Origin of the sequence: Methanocrinis sp. (assembly GCF_049974945.1) — an archaeon.
Taxonomy (GTDB): domain Archaea; phylum Halobacteriota; class Methanosarcinia; order Methanotrichales; family Methanotrichaceae; genus Methanocrinis.
On the sequence record NZ_JBNGCU010000012.1, the window covers coordinates 1 to 16,997 of the forward strand.

The 16,997-nt window shown below is 61.7% G+C and carries 22 protein-coding genes and 1 tRNA gene; 17 read left to right on the top strand and 6 right to left on the bottom strand.

All coding sequences use genetic code 11. The features are described 5' to 3' along the window. The 5 genes from ACP5EL_RS02195 to ACP5EL_RS02215 form a co-directional block, all read left to right on the top strand. A partial coding sequence (locus ACP5EL_RS02195) for a biotin--[acetyl-CoA-carboxylase] ligase (RefSeq protein WP_428400806.1) occupies positions 1 to 381 on the top strand: 381 nt, incomplete at its 5' end. A 121-nt stretch (positions 382 to 502) separates the two neighbouring features. Further along, entirely contained in the window at positions 503 to 919 is a 417-nt protein-coding gene (locus tag ACP5EL_RS02200; RefSeq protein ID WP_428400807.1) for a Mov34/MPN/PAD-1 family protein, read from the top strand. Then, a complete protein-coding gene (locus ACP5EL_RS02205; RefSeq protein WP_428400808.1) occupies positions 900 to 1,361 on the top strand; it encodes an adenylyltransferase/cytidyltransferase family protein in 462 nt (153 codons plus the stop codon). Before ACP5EL_RS02200 ends, ACP5EL_RS02205 begins: the two co-directional genes overlap by 20 nt. 91 nt (positions 1,362 to 1,452) lie before the next feature. After that, positions 1,453 to 1,920, top strand: a complete 468-nt coding sequence (locus tag ACP5EL_RS02210) for a phosphopantetheine adenylyltransferase (RefSeq protein ID WP_428400809.1) — start codon at positions 1,453 to 1,455, stop codon at positions 1,918 to 1,920. Between the two features lie 110 nt (positions 1,921 to 2,030). After that, positions 2,031 to 3,311 (top strand): tetratricopeptide repeat protein, encoded by a 1,281-nt coding sequence (locus ACP5EL_RS02215; RefSeq protein ID WP_428400810.1) that lies wholly within the window; start codon positions 2,031 to 2,033, stop codon positions 3,309 to 3,311. Between the two features lie 61 nt (positions 3,312 to 3,372). Here the strand turns inward: ACP5EL_RS02215 and ACP5EL_RS02220 are convergent, their stop codons facing one another. The 3 genes from ACP5EL_RS02220 to ACP5EL_RS02230 are packed head-to-tail and all read right to left on the bottom strand — an operon-like array spanning position 3,373 to position 5,605. Continuing rightward, complete coding sequence (locus ACP5EL_RS02220) at positions 3,373 to 3,888, bottom strand: nicotinamide-nucleotide adenylyltransferase (protein ID WP_428400811.1); 516 nt, start codon at positions 3,886 to 3,888, stop codon at positions 3,373 to 3,375. Further along, the gene (gene mer, locus ACP5EL_RS02225; RefSeq protein WP_428400839.1) at positions 3,885 to 4,793 is read right to left on the bottom strand and encodes a 5,10-methylenetetrahydromethanopterin reductase; all 909 of its coding nucleotides are present in this window, start codon (positions 4,791 to 4,793) and stop codon (positions 3,885 to 3,887) included. Before mer ends, ACP5EL_RS02220 begins: the two co-directional genes overlap by 4 nt. A 38-nt stretch (positions 4,794 to 4,831) precedes the next feature. Further along, positions 4,832 to 5,605 carry an SAM hydrolase/SAM-dependent halogenase family protein gene (locus ACP5EL_RS02230; RefSeq protein ID WP_428400812.1) on the bottom strand — a complete coding sequence of 258 codons (774 nt, stop codon included), beginning with the start codon at positions 5,603 to 5,605 and terminating at the stop codon, positions 4,832 to 4,834. A gap of 184 nt (positions 5,606 to 5,789) precedes the next feature. Between ACP5EL_RS02230 and fpoO the strand changes: the two genes are divergently transcribed. From fpoO to ACP5EL_RS02275, 9 genes are all read left to right on the top strand, one after another. After that, positions 5,790 to 5,966 carry a F420H2 dehydrogenase subunit FpoO gene (fpoO, locus tag ACP5EL_RS02235; RefSeq protein WP_428400813.1) on the top strand — a complete coding sequence of 59 codons (177 nt, stop codon included), beginning with the start codon at positions 5,790 to 5,792 and terminating at the stop codon, positions 5,964 to 5,966. 78 nt (positions 5,967 to 6,044) lie between these two features. Further along, positions 6,045 to 6,398, top strand: a complete 354-nt coding sequence (locus ACP5EL_RS02240; protein WP_428400814.1) for a hypothetical protein — start codon at positions 6,045 to 6,047, stop codon at positions 6,396 to 6,398. A gap of 85 nt (positions 6,399 to 6,483) precedes the next feature. Further along, positions 6,484 to 7,050: a hypothetical protein gene (locus tag ACP5EL_RS02245; protein ID WP_428400815.1), complete on the top strand. Its 567-nt coding sequence runs from the start codon at positions 6,484 to 6,486 to the stop codon at positions 7,048 to 7,050. A gap of 87 nt (positions 7,051 to 7,137) precedes the next feature. Next, positions 7,138 to 7,437, top strand: a complete 300-nt coding sequence (locus ACP5EL_RS02250) for a hypothetical protein (protein WP_428400816.1) — start codon at positions 7,138 to 7,140, stop codon at positions 7,435 to 7,437. A gap of 60 nt (positions 7,438 to 7,497) precedes the next feature. Then, positions 7,498 to 8,349 carry an aldo/keto reductase gene (locus tag ACP5EL_RS02255; RefSeq protein WP_428400817.1) on the top strand — a complete coding sequence of 284 codons (852 nt, stop codon included), beginning with the start codon at positions 7,498 to 7,500 and terminating at the stop codon, positions 8,347 to 8,349. 237 nt (positions 8,350 to 8,586) lie between these two features. Continuing rightward, the gene (locus ACP5EL_RS02260; RefSeq protein ID WP_428400818.1) at positions 8,587 to 9,939 is read left to right on the top strand and encodes an AAA family ATPase; all 1,353 of its coding nucleotides are present in this window, start codon (positions 8,587 to 8,589) and stop codon (positions 9,937 to 9,939) included. Further along, entirely contained in the window at positions 9,936 to 10,793 is an 858-nt protein-coding gene (locus ACP5EL_RS02265) for a hypothetical protein (RefSeq protein WP_428400819.1), read from the top strand. Before ACP5EL_RS02260 ends, ACP5EL_RS02265 begins: the two co-directional genes overlap by 4 nt. After that, positions 10,711 to 12,288 carry a VWA domain-containing protein gene (locus ACP5EL_RS02270; protein ID WP_428400820.1) on the top strand — a complete coding sequence of 526 codons (1,578 nt, stop codon included), beginning with the start codon at positions 10,711 to 10,713 and terminating at the stop codon, positions 12,286 to 12,288. Before ACP5EL_RS02265 ends, ACP5EL_RS02270 begins: the two co-directional genes overlap by 83 nt. Positions 12,289 to 12,306: 18 nt before the next feature. Continuing rightward, positions 12,307 to 12,379, top strand: a tRNA-His gene (locus ACP5EL_RS02275). Positions 12,380 to 12,409: 30 nt separating this feature from the next. On the opposite strand, the gene comD is transcribed toward ACP5EL_RS02275, so the two are convergent. After that, positions 12,410 to 12,958, bottom strand: coding sequence for a sulfopyruvate decarboxylase subunit alpha (gene comD, locus ACP5EL_RS02280; protein WP_428400821.1), 549 nt, complete (start codon positions 12,956 to 12,958; stop codon positions 12,410 to 12,412). 53 nt (positions 12,959 to 13,011) lie between these two features. Next, positions 13,012 to 13,674 carry a metallophosphoesterase family protein gene (locus tag ACP5EL_RS02285; RefSeq protein WP_428400822.1) on the bottom strand — a complete coding sequence of 221 codons (663 nt, stop codon included), beginning with the start codon at positions 13,672 to 13,674 and terminating at the stop codon, positions 13,012 to 13,014. 385 nt (positions 13,675 to 14,059) lie between these two features. Here ACP5EL_RS02285 and ACP5EL_RS02290 point away from each other — a divergent pair, with 385 nt between their 5' ends. Continuing rightward, positions 14,060 to 14,374, top strand: coding sequence for a hypothetical protein (locus ACP5EL_RS02290; protein WP_428400823.1), 315 nt, complete (start codon positions 14,060 to 14,062; stop codon positions 14,372 to 14,374). A 77-nt stretch (positions 14,375 to 14,451) separates the two neighbouring features. Next, complete coding sequence (locus tag ACP5EL_RS02295) at positions 14,452 to 14,730, top strand: hypothetical protein (protein WP_428400824.1); 279 nt, start codon at positions 14,452 to 14,454, stop codon at positions 14,728 to 14,730. A 67-nt stretch (positions 14,731 to 14,797) separates the two neighbouring features. On the opposite strand, the gene ACP5EL_RS02300 is transcribed toward ACP5EL_RS02295, so the two are convergent. Next, complete coding sequence (locus ACP5EL_RS02300) at positions 14,798 to 16,075, bottom strand: MgtC/SapB family protein (RefSeq protein WP_428400825.1); 1,278 nt, start codon at positions 16,073 to 16,075, stop codon at positions 14,798 to 14,800. A gap of 127 nt (positions 16,076 to 16,202) precedes the next feature. On the opposite strand from ACP5EL_RS02300, the gene ACP5EL_RS02305 reads away from it, so the two are divergent. Beyond that, the gene (locus tag ACP5EL_RS02305) at positions 16,203 to 16,970 is read left to right on the top strand and encodes an endonuclease III domain-containing protein (protein WP_428400826.1); all 768 of its coding nucleotides are present in this window, start codon (positions 16,203 to 16,205) and stop codon (positions 16,968 to 16,970) included. Positions 16,971 to 16,997 lie beyond the last annotated feature (27 nt).

Here is a 16,997-nt window from a genome sequence, read left to right on the forward strand (position 1 = left end):
GACTCGCTCGACTACGCCGTGGTGGGGATCGGGATCAACGCCAACATCGACCCCGACCTCTTCCCCGAGGATTGGAGGGCCACCTCCATATCCGAGGAGCTTGGAAGAGAGGTCTTGCGGGTGGAGCTCGTCCGGAGAGTTCTGGAGGAGGTGGAGAGAGCCTCTGAGGAGATGGAGACGTCCTTTGACCGGATTTACCAGGATTGGAGGGACCGCTCCGCCACCGTTGGCCGGAGGGTCAGGATCGTCACCCGGAAGGGTGAGTTTGAGGGGCGGGCTGTAGCTCTGGAGGCCGACGGCTCCCTCCTGGTGAGGAGGAACGATGGCCGGATGGAGACGGTCCTCGCCGGGGACTGCGTACACCTCAGGCCCGCAAAATAGAAGGCCGAGCAGGGGCTGAGGAAGGGGCACCAACCTCTCTGACCCTCAACTGAGGTCGGCGGAGATTTGGCGGAGACTATTTGTAAATGGAGATTTTTGAGATGAAGGGGTGGTCGGAGAGATGAAGCGCAAAATAGGGGTAGAGGGGATAGCCAGAGATACGCTGTACTTCATCCTCGAGGCCTCCCGATCGACCCTGCCCGTGGAGTTCGCGGGGCTTCTGCGGGCCGAGAAGGGTGTGATCACAGAGGTGATCATGCTTCCGGGAACCGAATCGTCGAGCAAGAGCGCCCTGGTGCGCCTCTACATGCTCCCCAACATGAGGATCGCGGGATCGGTCCACAGCCATCCATCCTCCAACATCCGGCCATCTCAGGCGGACCTGATCTTCTTCTCCAAGACCGGCGACTACCACATAATCGCAGGCCCTCCGTTCGACGAGAAGAGCTGGAGATGTTACGACAGGAGGGGATTTCCGAGAGATCTCCCCATCCTGGACGTGGACGTCGAGGAGGAGGATGAAGGCTGGTTTGACTAGGGTTCTGGCTACGGGAACCTTCGACCTCCTCCACCCAGGTCATCTGATGTACCTGGAGCAGTCGAGAGCCCTCGGCGACGAGCTGGTGGTGATCGTGGCCAGGGACGCCAATGTCAAGCACAAGCCGAGGCCGATCATCCCTCAAGATCAGAGGTTGCTCATGGTCTCGGCCCTGGAGATGGTGGACAGGGCCATCCTCGGAAGCGAATCGGACATGTTCTCGCCGATCGAGGAGCTGAAACCCGAGATCATCACCCTCGGCTATGACCAGCACTTCGACGCCATCCTTCTCAAAGAGGAGCTGGCAACCCGCGGGATCGACGCCCAGGTGGTGAGGCTTGAGGGGCACGATCCCTGCCCCCTCTGCAGCTCCCGGGTGATAGTCGCGAAGGTGCTGGAGGAACGCTGCCCAAAGAGGGACAGGTCCGGCGCGAAAGATTGACCTTTGTTCCGGCCTCTCATGCGGCAGGCGGCCGCAGGCCTCGCGCCAAAGCGCCAGTTACTTATACCGACCGTCCCTCTTTGGCGGCTGTATGGCCCCCAAAGTCGCAGTCGGCGGCACCTTCGACCCAATTCACGACGGCCATCTAGCCCTCCTGAAGAAGGCCTTCGAGGTGGCGGGAGATGAGGGAATGGTGGTGATCGCCCTGACCTCAGACAGGATGGCCACCAGCCAGCGAGCCCGCCCCGTCCGGGACTTCGATACCAGGGTCCGGAACCTGGAGAACGCCCTGAAATGGGGTTTGGGGGCCGAGAGGTTCAAGATAGAGGTGCTCCACACCGTCTACGGATCGGCCATCGAGGAGGACTACGACGCCATCGTAGTCTCGCCGGAGACGGAGCCGATCGCCTGCAACATCAACGAGATCAGAAGGGAGAACGGCCTCTCCCCCCTCAAGATCGTGAGGATAGAGTATCAGATGGCCGAAGACGATGCCCGCATCTCCTCCACGCGGATCTGCGGTGGCGAGATCGACTCTCACGGCAAGATGCTCATCTAGGACGAAAGCTCTCAATCTTCGACCAGAGATGGGATCGGGGTGACAGACGGCGGCCAGAGGGTCGCAGGCGACCGTAATCCATATCAACTCACACAATAAAAGGGCGAAGCATGACCCTTCGCCTCTTCGCGCTCTTCGCGCTCTTTTCAGTCTGCATTCTGCCTGCCGTGGGGGAGAGATATTCAGAGGAAAATCCGCTATATCCTCTGGCCTGGTACAACAAGGGCGTGGCTCTTTCGGCCCTGGGAAGATACGATGAAGCGATCCTGGCCTTCGACAACGCCATCGAGCTGGACCCCGAGTACGCCCTCGCCTGGAACAGCAAGGGCATCGCCCTGAACGCCCTGGGAAGTCGCGAGGAGGCCCTGGACTGCTACAACCGGTCCCTGGAGATCGAGCCCGCTTATGCGCCGGCCTGGAACAATAGAGGGGTCGTTCTGGAGGCTCTGGGAAGGTTCGATGAGGCGCTTCAATCTTACGAGAGGGCCATCGAGATCGATCCGGACTTCGCCCTGGCCTGGAGCAACCGGGGCGGGATCTTCTACAGCTCTGGTGATTATAACAGGTCCATCAGCTGCTACGAGAGAGCCCTAGAGATAGACTCCCGGCAGAAAGAGGCCTGGAACAACATGGGACGATCTCTATACGCGGCGGGCCAATACGAGAAGTCTCTTGAATGTTACGAAGAGGCCCTAAATCTAGATCCGGGATACTCCCCGGCCTGGAACAACAGGGGGATCGCCCTCGGCACCCTCGGCCGTCACCAGGAGGCCGTCGGCTGCTACGAAGAGGTTCTGAGGCTCGATCCAGGATACGCTCCCGCCTGGTACAACAAGGGGGTGGCCCTGGGCGCTCTGGGAAGGTTCGATGAGGCTTTGTCCTGCTATGAGGAGGTCACGAAGCTCGATCCAGGATATGCGCCGGCCTGGAACAACATGGGGATCGCCCTCGGAGTTTTGGGGCGAGAGGAGGAGTCGCTCGAGTCCTACGAGGAGGTCACGAAGCTCGATCCAGGATACGCTCCCGCCTGGTACAACAGGGGCCTGGCCTTCGCCTCCCTCGGACGTTACGAGGAGGCGATCGCATCTTACGATGAGGCCCTCAAGCTCGATCCAGGATACGCCGCCGCCTGGAACAATATGGGGATCGCCCTGGGCGCCCTGGGGAGGCATGAAGAGGCGATCGCGTGCTACGAGAGGGCCCTGGAAGCGGGAGCCGGAGAGGACAACGCAGAGAATGGGACAGAGGCGACCTCAGAGGATAATCCCGCCCTTCAGAACGAGACGGAGCCGGGGGACGGTCAAGAACTGCAAAGTCCAGCCGCGGAGAGCGAACCCGCCCCTCCGATCACTGAAGAGGGGACTGTTAACATCGAGGCGACCGGGGAGTGATTGGGGATGCAATCTCTTCGCAAAAGCGATAGGATCCCATCCCTTTAGGGGGGGGGAGCATTCACTCCTGGTCCCCCATGCTGACGTTTCTGAGCCTCTCGAGGCCTCTTATCTCCTCGATGACCGAGACGACGGACCAGGGGACGAGCCGCTTCCAGCCGTCGTCTCCGGCCAGCATCATCCTTCTTATGGCGGTTCCAGAGTAGACCTCTCTCCTGTACATCGGCGGCCTTCTCACCTCCACCCCGGCCTCGGCGAAGAGCTGGACTACCAGGGGGTTATTGGAGTAGACCAGGTCGAAGTTGGGGGTCATGGCTGCGACGTGAGATACCCAGACCGCGTTCCTGGCCATATCCTCCAGGGGTATGACGTAGCAGGTGACATCCAGCCCCTGAAGGGCGGGCCAGATCATGCTTATCCTCTCTCCGGCGGTGAAGGGGTTATCGGAGGTGTGGCTCGCCTGGGCAGATCCTATGCCCACCACGATCTCGTCCACCTCCTCGACGATCTTCTGGAGGACGGCCTGGTGGCCCAGGTGGTAGGGCTGAAACCGCCCTATGTACAGGCCTCTTCTCATAGGATCTCTTTTCCGATCAGCTTTATGGCCCTCTCCTTGTTGGGACCGATGGGCGAGCCGACGACTATCTGGGTGACGCCGGTCGCGATGAGCTCTTCCATCCTCGCCTTGCAGTCGTCGGGGGTGCCAGAGACGGAGAAGGCCCTGATCATCGTCTCGCTGACGGCCCCCAGGGCAGAGCCGAAGTCGCCCCTGGCTATGGCGCCGGAGACGGCCGCCGCCTCCTCGGGCTTGATCCCGTGGCGCGAGAGGACCGTCTCGGGAGACCCGGCCACGATGAAGGCGACGACGATCTTGGCCTCAGCGACCGCCCTCTCGCCGTTCTTGTCGGCGCTGAAGCTGGTATAGGCGCAGATCTCCACCTCTTCGGGGTCGCGGCCCGCCTTCTCTGCCCCCTTCTTCACCAGGGGGACGGCATATTCGAAGTCGTCTGGATGGCTCGCGTTGACCAGGACGCCGTCGGCGATCATCCCCGCCGTCTCCAGCATCTTGGGACCCTGGGCCCCGATGTAGATGGGGATCTCCCCCGCCTTGAAGGCGAGCTGGGCTCCGGCCATCCCCAAGGACTCGACCTTCTTCTTCGCCAGGAGGTCTCGGAGAGCCGATACCGACTCCTTGACCGCGGTGAGGGGCTTCTCCCAGGAGATCCCCATGGCGTCGAAGGTCGCCTTGTCGCCGGGGCCGATCCCCAAAATCGCCCTCCCCCCGGAGATCTCGTTTATCGAGGCGATACTGGAGGCGGTGACAGCGACGTTCCTCGTATAGGGGTTGGTGACGCCGGTTCCGAGCTTGACCTTGCTCGTGGCCAGGGAGAGTATGGCGAGGGTTGAATAAACGTCTCTGTTGTTGTAGTGATCTGTGATCCAGATGGTATCGAAGCCCGCATCCTCCGCCAGCTTTGCCATGTAGCCCACCTTCAGGGCGGGCTCATTTGGGACGAACTCTATTCCGAACAATTTCCTCTCTCCAGGAGTATCCGGTCTCCCGGGGAGAGGCCGAAGAGATCTCTCGCGCTCCCCCCGTTGACCGCAATTTCCGCAAACTCATGGGATCCAATGGTTATAAGGGGTTCGACGCCTCCGGCCTCGGCGTAGGTTCTCGCCCTCCTCAGACTTCTGCCCGAAATCCTGACCTGATCCCAGGGGATCTCGTCTGTGTTCAGGATCAGGTTTCCAAATCCGTCGACGTAGATCACCTCTGCCTCGACTCCCTCTCCGATCCGTCTGGCCCTGCCGAAGTCGAGGGTCACCGGCTCCACCCTCGGTCCGAAGCTCCCGGGCGTCTCGCCCAGGGCGAGCAACGCCGCCACGGGGGCGAAGATGTCCCTCCCGGCAAAGGTGGGGGCAGCGCCCTCGGCGAACCCGGGATCGATCATCCAGGCCGTCGGATCGCCCAGGGATCGCGCGGCAGGGATCAGAAGGCCGTTGTCGGGACCGACGAAGATCTGGCCGCCGCTCTCGACGACGAGGCCGAGCCGGTCGGTCCCGACGCCGGGGTCGACGACGGCCAGGTGAACCGTCCCCTCTGGAAAGTGTCGGGCTGTGGTCATCAGGGCGAAGGCCCCGGCCCGAATGTTCTGGGGCGGTATATCGTGGGCCACGTCCACCAGGGTCGCGTCTCTGGCCAGAGAGAGGATCGCGCCCTTCATATGAGCGGGGTAGAGGGACCCAAAATCCGATAGCAGGGTGATGATCGGTCTCTCAGAGGAACTCTGCATGACGATCCCTTTCACCTTCGCGGATTAAGTCGTTATCCTGGCCCTGGCGAATCGCCGCGATCCGAAAGCCGACCCCCCCCCTTACGAATCGCCGATCATTCGGACCACTGAGCCCAGACCGTGATCTGATGGAAAAGTTCAACAGGGAGAAAGGTTTATGGCACTCTCCGGGAGATGAAATAGCATGGCAGATTGCGAACTTTGTGGACTTGCTAAGCCAACCCTGGTACCGGTGAGAGTTCAGGTGCACACCATTGCAAACCCCGAGGGGGCCTACAAGGGTCTCTGTCAGGACTGTCTGGACTCCTGTGAGGCGGCCTACCAGCAGCATTTCGGCGAGAAGGAAGAAGAGAAGAAGTAGAGCTCGATTCGCGCATTTTTCTTTTTTGATCGTCCTTTCGAGCCGCTTTGCCGTCCAAGGTCAGACGATGGAGGGAGGATGCAGAAGGAGGAGAAGGTGGTCGTGGTCCTGCTCTTCATGGCCCTGGGAACTCTGGCCGTCGCCTCCTGGGCCCTGGGGGACTTCGATCCCGATCCGAAGGCCGGTCCCCGTCCAGTCTCGATAGTCGCCGAGGGGACGGTGAGCAGAGTCCAGACCACCGACGGTGGCCACCTCATCCTCCGGCTTCAGTCCTCCTCCATGCCCATATTCGTGAGCCGCGAGAGCGGCGCGGAGATTGTAGCAGAGAGGGTGGCCAAGGGCGACCGGATCCGGGCATGGGGCGAGATCGCCGAGTACGAGGGCCGCCGGGAGATGGTGGTCAAGAGGCCCGAGGACTTGGAGGTCCTCTGACGCTGCATCGCGGCAAAGGTTAAGCAGATCCGGGAGGAGATATAATTCCAGAGGAGACCGTAGAGGATCTTCGAGGAGGATGAATATGGTGGAGGTTTTTCAGCTGGACGAGAAGACGCTCTACGCCGAGGATGAAGAGTGGCGGATCGAGCTTGAGGACGGATCGCCACTGCGGCTCGGGATCGTCTTTGAGGCCGTGGACCTGGCGGGGACCGAGGGGTTCGAGGACGAGGAGTACTCAGTGGTGATGGAGGCGGCGATCGTCCCCTCGCCCGAGAGCCTGGATGAGGATGTGATCCTGGAGGTCTCCGAGGAGGAGAGACCGAGCCGCCACGGCCTCATATTCGATCTCTATCGGCATTATGGCGGTGTTCCGGTCAACATCGACGCCCTCCAGCCCGCAAGAGCCTCCTGCGGGGCCTCGGCCTTCGTCGCCGACCAGGTCGTTCGAGGCCAGAGGACCGCCTCGGGAGAGACGATCGAGGTGAGGCACTTTCGAACCGTGGAGGACGCCCTGCCCTTCACCAGGGAGTTTTACGTCTTCATGTCACCCATCGTCTTTGAGTTCCTCGACTGGATCTTCGACCAGCCCCTCGGCCAGGGGACCGGCCGGGATAAGATCAAGATGCTCTCGAAGGGCCATCCCGGCTGACCAGTCTCGGGGCCTCCCCGCAAAGATCTGGATATTTGGATAAGGTTATTATCAAATGCATTCCATAAACCCGGGTGGAGGAGAGATATGTACCTGAGCATAAGGCGCTACAAGACCGACGAGGCTTACGTCGGCGAGGTGATGAGGCTGGTGGAGGATCGGTTTCTGCCCATGATCAGAGAGATCCCCGGTTTCATCAAATACTACGGGGTGGACTGCGGCGACGGCCTGGTGGCCTTCATAAACTTCTTCGAGGACGAGGCGGGGGCCGAGGAGTCGAACACCATCGCCTCGGAGTGGGTGAAGGAGAACCTCGCCAACTACTTCCCGCTCCCGGCCGACATCGCCGCCGGAAAGGTGATGGTCAGAGGCGAGAAGGAGAGCTGAGGCCGAAGAGCCAAAGGCCGCCGAACCGTTTTGCGGTCGTCGATTGGAGTGGCGATAGATATGGCGCAGATCGAGACCCGTCCCTTCGGAAGAGCCGACCGGGATGTCACCGTCGTGGGGCTCGGGGGCGAGGGGGTCCTCCGTACATATGGCGAGGAGACTAGGGCGGCTCGGGTGATCGAGGAGGCCGCAGCCCAGGGAATCACATACTTCGATACAGCCCCCGCCTACTCGGGGAGCGAAGGCTACTTTGGCTCTTTCTGGCGCTCCCACCATGAGCTCAGAGACGGCATCTTCCAGACGAGCAAGTCGGCGGCCCGGGATGCGCGTGGCGCACGAGCCGACTTGGACCGGACCCTCAAGACTCTTGGCATCGACCATTTGGACCTGTGGCAGATCCACGACGTAAGGACCCGCCGGGACCTCCAGGAGATCGAGGGCCCGGGCGGGGCTCTCGAGGCCTTCGTCGAGGCGAAAGAGAGGGGTCTCGTGGGGCTCATAGGGGTGACTGGCCACCACGACCCGTCGGTCATCACCCGCGCCGTCGAGAGCTGGCCCGTCGACTCGGTCCTCATCCCGGTGAACCCTCTGGAGGGAGTTCTCGGCGGGTTTCTCGACTCGACCCTCCCGGCAGCCAGAGAGCGAGGAGTCGCCGTCGTGGGGATGAAGGTTCTGGGGGGCTCCCACTACATCAACCCCCGGGCCGGGATCAGTCCCGATCTCCTCATACGGTACGCATTATCCCAGGATATATCCCTCGCCATCGTCGGCTGCTCGACCCCCGAGGAGGTCCGGCTCCTCGCAAGCTTGGGCCGAGATCCAGAGCCGCTCTCCGCCACAGAGGAGGAGCGCCTGCTCGCCCTCTTCAGGCCCTACGCGAGGAGGCTCGCCTTCTATCGCGGGGCTTTATGAAGCCCCTCTTCTCGGCAGACCTATAGTCTCCTTGTAGGAGCTGCCTCTTCAGGCCCTCTCCGACCGAAATCCTTATATTCGACAAATGCCGTAGGAGAGTACGGCATGTAACGTGCCATTTCCTCCCTCCTTTACCCTCTATTTTTTCTTCTTCATCCCTGCCCTTTTCTCACCCAGTCCTTCTCCGGTCCCGCTTTCGTCTCCTTTAAATAAGACCAGATCAGCCTTTTCAAGCATATGCACGACCCTCTGCGGAAGATCGACGACCTCGTCTCTGCCCTGGAGGAGCTGCGCCTCCACGTCGGCCCCACCGACCTGAAGGTGGGAGAGAAGAGGGTGAACGGCCAGCTCTACATCTCCCTGGCCAACGCCTGCCTGCGCAACCGGGCGGCGCTCCTCTACGGCGGAATGGGCGCGAACAAGACCACCCTGGTAAACCTCCTGGGTTCCGCCTTCACCGGCCTCTCCTTCGACCAGGTCGAGAACCTGATGATCACGGGCCATCCCGAGCAGACCGAGGAGAAGATGTTGGGGTTCATCGACCCGCGCCAGTGGTCCTGCCCTCCCGCCACCACCTCGTCCGGACCTTCTCGATCTTCGGACCGTTCGGGATCGTCGATCCGTCTGGGATCTTCTTCTTTCGACGAAGAACCAGAAGCGATCCAGGTCCTCTGGACTCCCTGGGCTCGGTCTCGGTGGAAGGTGATAAACGAGATCAACCGCTTCCCCTCCGGAAAGCAGAACCTCTTTTTGGAGCTGCTCCAGAAGCGCAAAGTCGGCTACGCCGGAGAGACCCTGGACTTGGGGGATACCTGCTACTTCGCCACCATGAACCCCGACTTCAGCGCCACCTATCCCCTGGACGAGGCTCTCCTCGACCGGATATCGATCTCGGTCCCCGCGACCCAGCCCGACTTCCTCGCCGGCCTCGCCCTGGCCGAGAGGGAGGGAGAGATCAGGGAGCTGGCCGAGTCCCTGCCCCGTCTCACCCCCGGGGAGTTCGAAAGCCTTCCAGAGATGACAGCTTCGGTAGATCTCGATAGCCAGGTGGAGCTCTCCATAATCACTCTGTTGAGAGACTTCACCCTCTGCGAGAGGGCGCCGGCCTTCGACAAGACCCAGCTCTCCGGCGGCTCGAAGCCCAGCCGGGGACTCTGTGCCGGATGCCACTACTTCAACAACCCCGAGGTCTGCTGCTGGCAGGTCGACGAGGGGCTCTCCGACAGGGTGAGGCAGGACCTGCGGTCCTACACCAGGGCGATGGCCCTCCTCCTCGGCCTCGCCGATTCGGAGACGAAGATCGAGGTCTTGAGGACCGTCGCGCCCTACGTCCTCTGGCATCGGCTCTCCCCCAACAGGACGATGCTGGAGCGTCCCCCCTACTACGGGGCAAGGCGGCTTCTCTACGCCAAGGACCTGGTCGAGAAGAGCATCAACCGGACGCTGAACGAGCGGGGGGAGATGAACATGATCTTCGCCCGGGCCGTCGACGGCGAGATATCGCCCATGGAGGCGATGGAGGAGCTCTCGGGCTACGACGACCCCATAGCGAGGCTCGACTATGCGAGGGCTCTGGAGAGGATGGTTTGAAGCTCTCGGGGTTCATGGACCAGGCCTACAGGGGGAAGGTGAGGAGGGAGAAGAGGCTCGAAGAGAGGAGGGGCGCGTTTCTGCTGGGATTTGAGGACCTGGCAGCAAGGCTGAAAGAGAGGCCGAAGAGGGTCCAGGTGGAGGAGCTCGCCCCGAAGGATGCGGACTCCATCCTCGAGCTCGTCGTCTCGGCATCGCCAAAGGACAGAAGGGAGGAGACTATATGGGGCCTCCTCTCGAGCCTCGCCGCCGAGAGGCTCGAAGAGCCCCTGGTCATGCCGCCCCGAAACTACGCCGGCCTGGAGATGAGGAGGGGGACGATCGTCCTTGAGGGCGAGGCCCCGGCCCCCGGGCCAAAGGCCGGGGGCGCCGGCGGGGCGGGCCGGATTCTGGGGACGAGAGCCCACCACCTCGGAGAGAAGATGGCCGGCGGAAGGCTGGTCGTCCGGGGCGGGGCTGGCGACTACCTGGGCCAGGAGATGGAAGGCGGGGGGATCGTCTGCGCCTCCTGCGGCGATTACGCCTTTCGGAGGATGGCCAAAGGATGGGGCGTCGTCGGTGGCGATGCAGGAAACTACCTCGGGGTCGGAAACTCCGGCGGCAGGATCGCGGTCAAGGGGAGGGCCGGCGCGAGAGCGGGCTGGCTGATGAGGTCGGGCAGGATCAGGATCGGAAAAGGGGCGGGCGAGTACCTGGGCCTCATGATGAGCGGAGGCGTGATCTCGGTCGTGGGCCGAGTCGGGTCGAGGGCGGGCTGGAGGATGAAGGGAGGTGCCATCACCGCAGACGGTTATGGTCCTGAGGCGGGGGAGGGGAAGGTTGGAGGGAAGATACTCCGAAGAGAGGCTCCTTGAGGTCTGGGAGCGGTCCCGGTCGAACTGGCATCGTCCCCAGCTCCCCAGGCCGATCATCGAGAGATCAGAAGAGGGCGAGATCTTCCCCTTCAAGAACTACAGGATCGTCGTCGGCCCGGAGATCCTGGAGAAGGGCGACCGGTATCTGGAGAACCTCTTCGACCACCTGATCGTCCACTATCTCTTCTGCCCGCGATCCCTGGAGACGGCCGGAAGACTCGCCCTGGCGGCCCGGGAGGGCCTCGCGAGCGGTGACAGAAGCCAGGCCCGAAGGATGGTCAACATCTTCTCCGACCTCGTCGTCGATACCTTCCGCCTGGAGCGGAGCGGGGAGGACGAGGAGAAGGTCCTCCTGGGCTGGGGGGAGCTGACAAAGCAGGATCTTTCGCCCCTGGACGAGGCGGTGGTGGGGTTTCTCGCCGACCTCTGGGGGGTGGACCTTCCATCATCGGACCTTCCCCAGTCGGAGCTGCTCCTCTCGGTCTTTTCCTGGGGGATCAGGGACAGAGCGAAGTGGCCGAGACAGTGCATGCAGATGGCCCGGATCCTCGAGCCCCTGGAGGGCGGCCTTCTGGGCAGAGGGGCGGTCCCCTCGATCGAGGGGCTCGGCGGAGACGCCCGTTCAGCCCCCCTCTCGGGGCTAGCCTCGGAGCTAGAGCCCGAGGTCTACAGGGAGACGCTGTCGGTCCTGGGGCTCGACGGAGATTTGAAGCGCTGGTACCGGGACCAGAGCTACAGCATAGTGATCAGGCCCACAAGCCGCGTTCGGCAGAGCTGGTACCCCTCAAGCCTGGTCAAGTGGCGGCTCTCAGATCCGCCCAGCGAGCTCGACGTCGCCTACTCCATGAGCCTCGCCTCTCGGCTTATACCGGGAGTCACCACCTACAAGGGGATGGAGGAGAGCTGCGGTATGGCGGCGGGAGGGGAGAGGGTCCCCGACCTTCTGGTCGTCCTCGACAGCAGCGGGTCGATGGACGGCCACCGCCGGGGTACCAAGACCCATGCCGCCACCCTGGCCGCCTTCAAGGCGAGCACCTTCGCCCACGCCCAGGGGGCGGAGCTGGCGGCCATCAGCTTCAGCGACCGGATGGTGGTCTGTGAGTGGACCAGAGACCTCTCCGCCGTGGAGGAGGTACTCGTCCAGCACCTGGGGTCGAGGACCCACATCCCCGGAGAGGAGGTGCTGAATCTGGCGGAACAGAGGCCCGGCTGCCTCATCCTCTGCATCACCGACACCCACATCCAGAACCTCTACAGCGAATGGGACTCGATCCAGGAGGCGGCAAAGGTCGGACGTTTCGTCCTCTTCTCCATCGACGAGGCTAACAGGAACAGGAAGGTGGACGAGGCCCTCGGCGACCTCGGAGCCGTCTACCGGATCAATCGGCTCGAAGACCTCTTGTCATTGGTCATCGAGACCGCCGAGGAGGCCTATCGCCCCCGGGAGCCCTCGCCGGACCGCCGGGACGGGGAAAGTTTTATCTCCTCTGAGTGAATGGGGTCAGCCTGAAGTGCCGGGGTAGGGTAGTTGGACATCCTTTGGGACTGTGGATCCCATGACCCGGGTTCGAATCCCGGCTCCGGCCCTAACTTTGGCGGATTATATACGTCTGTTTTTATTTCTCTCCCCGCGGGGCCGCCCTCCAGAAGACGATCTCCAGGAGGACCGCCGTCGGCGTCCCCTCGGCCCGGGCTTGCTCCCAGGCCCGGACGACCGTCGCCTCGGCCTCCTCCGGGGAGGGGGCGAAGCGGGGGATGGCCATGGCGTCGAGGAGCTTCGGAGTCAGCCTCCCCATGGGAACCTGGCCCGCTATCGTCTCCCCCTCGCCGCCTCGATGGCTGATTATCATCAGCAGAGGAATTTTGTAGAGAGAGTTCAACGAGGCGAGGGCGTTGATGCTGTTGCCGAGGCCGGAGTTCTGCATCAACAAAGCTGGCCTCTTTCCGCCCATGTAGGCTCCGGCGCATATCCCGACCCCTTCCTCCTCCCGGGTCGCGGGAACGTGAGCGATCTCGGGGTCGGCGTCCACCAGGGATAGAAGCTCCCGGAGGTTGACGCAAGGAACGCTGGCGACGAAGTCGACACCCGCCCGCTTTATACCTCTATAAACCGCCTCTGATGGAGGGCTGACCGATGCCTTCTGCGACCTATCTATCTTCGTCAAATTGCTCCCCTCCCGGCCCCTTCTTCGAGTTCTCCATCACGAGTCCACCAAGATCACGGCTCGATCCACTCGATATCGATCCCATCGTTCAGCTCTATGACCGCCGCATATCCCCGGCGCATCTCCCCGACGTTGACCACTTTGGTGGAGCCGATCTCCGCCACCCCCCGATCCTCGTGGATGTGGCCGCAGATCAGAAGGTCGGGCTGGCGCTCTTCGACGAAGCGGCGGAGGCCGACGGACCCGGACCTATCACCGCTGTACGTCAGATCCCTGGAGTTTCGAGGAGGCTGGTGAGTGAGGACGATCCTGTGGCGAGAGTCGGATATCTGCCCATAAAGCCGGGTCAGCGATTCGTGGATCTCTTCATCTGTATGGTGGTAGCGGTTCGCGTCTTCCAGCGGTCTCGGATCGCAGATCACGGTGCCGCCAAAACCGACGAAACCGCAATCGCCATGCTGGCGAGAGCCGCGGTGGATCATCCCCAGCCCCGCCTCTTTCCAGATCTTTGGTGCGATCTCCTTTGGGTCCATGTTTCCTGGAACGATCAGCACCGGGGGGCCAAGACCTGCCAAAGCTTCAGCGACGGGCCTCGCCCGATCGGCAGATCCCAGGTTGTGAAGATCGCCGCAGAAGGCGATCAGATCCGTATCTGCATCTATATGCGGAAGCATTTCAGCACGGCCATGGAGATCGGCCATTCCGAGGATTATCATGAGACCACCATTCCACCTATTTTTTCGCCATCCTTAATTGGCAGAAGAGCTGTTAGGAGGAGGGGTTAGCCATCGGATCTGGATCCGGTGCGCCCTTCAGGGACGAGGGCCTGACGTCGAAGCCGTTATGCGGGTCGTTTCATCTCCCTCTCATACCCCCAGGCTGGGCGGCTCTCTGGTGATGCTTTCGCCCTTTTGCGGCTTTTCTCCTCCGAAAGGAGAGTGGGGGGTCGGCTCGTATAAATCTTGTCCTCATACTATCGATGCTGGCCACGACCTCTATAGTTATGATCAAATATATATCCCGGGAGCGATTCGCCACCGGTGCCGCGGTCCCTCTCGCAAATCTTCCCCTTGCGGGGATGAGTTGATAAAGGATCGGCCCATGAAGCGGGGCCTGAAGATGATCTGCCAAAGATGTGGCTTCTGCTGCATAAATCTCGACGTGATGGTGGTAAACCCCAGATCGATAAGGCCCGACGGGACGATCGACTCCTCGGACCCGGGCACCATGATCAATAAGCAGGGGGGCAGGAAGTGCCCCCATCTCGCCTATATTGGAGATGTGGCGGTCTGCACGATCCACGATCTCTCCTGCTATCGGGGTACGCCCTGTGATCGGTTCGACCAGATCGGCCCCCAAGACGGCTTCTGCGTCCTCGCAGCCTACTTCAAAAGCTCGCCCTCAGCGGAACTCTGATCTCCACAAAGCTCTGATACGTGAATGCAAAACTTATAAATGTAGTCGCCATACCATATATGTCGGAGGTGAACGAGATGGCAGAATTTCTGGGAATCGTCGAGAACGGCAAGTTCAGGATACTGGAGCCGACGGAGCACTGCTGCGCTGTGAGGCTGACCAAGCTGATCAAGCCGAGCCTATCGGATGAAGGGGCTATCGAAAAGCACCAGATAGACCTCTCAGAGGATGAAGGGATGGCGATAATGGTCGAAGGAACCATCGACAAAGAGGAGCTCTGGATGTACGAGGCCAAGGTGATCGACAGTGCTGGACCGATCCTCTCGGCAACGGTCAGGAAGAGCTTTGGCGGATAGTGACGACCTTCCGAGATCAGACCTGACGCCAGCGCCCGCGTCTCCCATCGCGGGCTCTCTCTTTTATCTAGAACCAAAATATCGCCAAAAGCCCTACCGCGATCATGGGCAGGAATATCAAGGCGACCCGAGACCCAAACTCCCTCGTCCCCAGGATGAAGGTGATCGACAGCTTTACCAGGGTGTTGGTCATGGTGGCGAGGGTTATAGCCGCCACCGCAACCCCCTCCTTCATCTCGCTCGTCTCGGCGAGGGTCGCGAGGGAGAGGGTTATGGCGTCGACATCCGCTAGGCCCGCCACCAGGCTTGCGGCGTAGGTCCCGGCCTGGCCGAAGTAGATGTTGGCTATCTTCGAGATGAGGAGGACGAGGGCGAAGAACGCCCCGAACTTGAGGGCGGGCGATAGCTTGAAGGGGTCAGAGAGGTTGACGTCCGTCTCTATCGTCTCCCTCTTTCTGAAGAGGAGGAGGGCCATGACGACCCCAACCACCGTCATGCTGGCGAGAGGAAGAAAGAGCGGGAAGAAGAGCGACCTGTTCACCACGAAGACCTCGAGAAGGACCCGAGGAAACATGGTGCAGCTGGCGATGGTGGTGGCGAAGACCGCCGAGGGGATCACCTCGCGATGGGCTCTCGCCTCCGCGGCCATGGTGGTGGCGACGGCGGTGCTGGAGACGAGGCCACCGAGGGCTCCGGTGATGGACAGACCTTTCTCGGTCCCGAAGATCCTGATCATGACGTAACCTACGTACCCTATCAGGCTGACGAGAACCACCATCAGCCAGATGTTCCGGGGGTTCAGGACCTGGAAGGGGCCTATGGTCGAGTTGGGAAGTAGGGGGAGTATCACCAGGGCCACCGTCCCCATCTTCAGGGTGTCGAGGAGTTCCTCCTCCCTGATGATCTCGACGTACCGATGAGCGGTCTTCTTGACGGCCAAGATCACCGTCACCAGGATCGCCAGGGCGATGGCCAGCATCATGGTATCAGGAGAGTGACAGAGGACCCCGAGGATGAAGGCGATCACCGCCGCCACCTCCGAGGTGAAGTCGAGCCTGCCCAGGTTGGTCACGCTGACGGCGTAGCCCACCGCCACCAGAAGAGCGAAGCTGGCGGAGGCCACCATGATGAAGGTTCCGCCGTAGATAACCGCGAGATGGGCGGAGAGGGCGCCCAAGAGCGAGATCAGGATGAAGGTCCGAAGCCCCGCCACCCCTCGCTTCTTCTTCTCCAGGAGGTCGCGTTCCCGCTCGGTCCCGATGAGAGCTCCGATGAGGATCGAGATCAGGAAGGGGTATAGGTCGCTGAAGGCTATCGCCTCCAGGTTAAGATAGCCAAAGTCCATCACTTTATCCATGCCGCCTTCAGCTAATAATTTTTCCATGGAGCCGCCGAGAGGGAAATGAGCAGGGCTCTCCGCCCCGGCACCCCAGCGTCAGGTTATTGATCCTCAAAGGTCATGGGATGGATAGATGGCATTTGACGATCAGGTAATCGATGCCGACGCCGACGTTGATGTCGATGCCAATGTCGACTCCGATGTCGATATCGACGCCGACGACTACGCCGAGACTCTCGACCGCCTTCGTCGGTGCATAGACCTGCTGGAAGGGGTCTACGGCCTTCCGAAGAGGCGGGGATTGAGCCCCGTTGACCTCCTCGTCCAGACGATCCTCTCCCAGAACACCACCTCAGCGAACACTCACCGGGCCTTCGATAACCTCAAGAGAAGGTACCCGAATTACCAGTCCCTCCTGGACGCCCCCGACGAGGAGGTAGCCCGCATAATCCGCTGCGGAGGGCTCGCCAAGATAAAGACGAAGAGGATCAAAGAGGCCCTGGAGACGATCAAGGAGCGGGGGGAGAGGACAGGGATAGATCTGGATTTCTTGAAGGACGAAAGCCCGGAGGAGGCGCGCGACTACCTCATGACCCTTCCGGGGGTCGGGCCGAAGACCGCGGCCGTCGTCCTCCTCTTCGCCTTCAAGATGCCCCTCCTCCCGGTCGACACCCACGTGAACAGGCTCTCTCGCAGGCTCGGCTTCGTGCCCGAGGGGGCGAGCCTCGAGGAGGCGGAGCGGATCCTCGAGAAGATCACGCCGGAGAGCAAGTACTGCTCGTTTCACGTCAACCTGATCAGGCACGGACGAGCCGTCTGCAGGGCGAGGTCCCCTTCCTGCGACGAATGCGTCCTCGCGGAGATCTGCCCCAACCCGGACCGGGCGGGGCAAAAGGGTTAAATGGTAGAACGCCAACCGAAGGGGCAC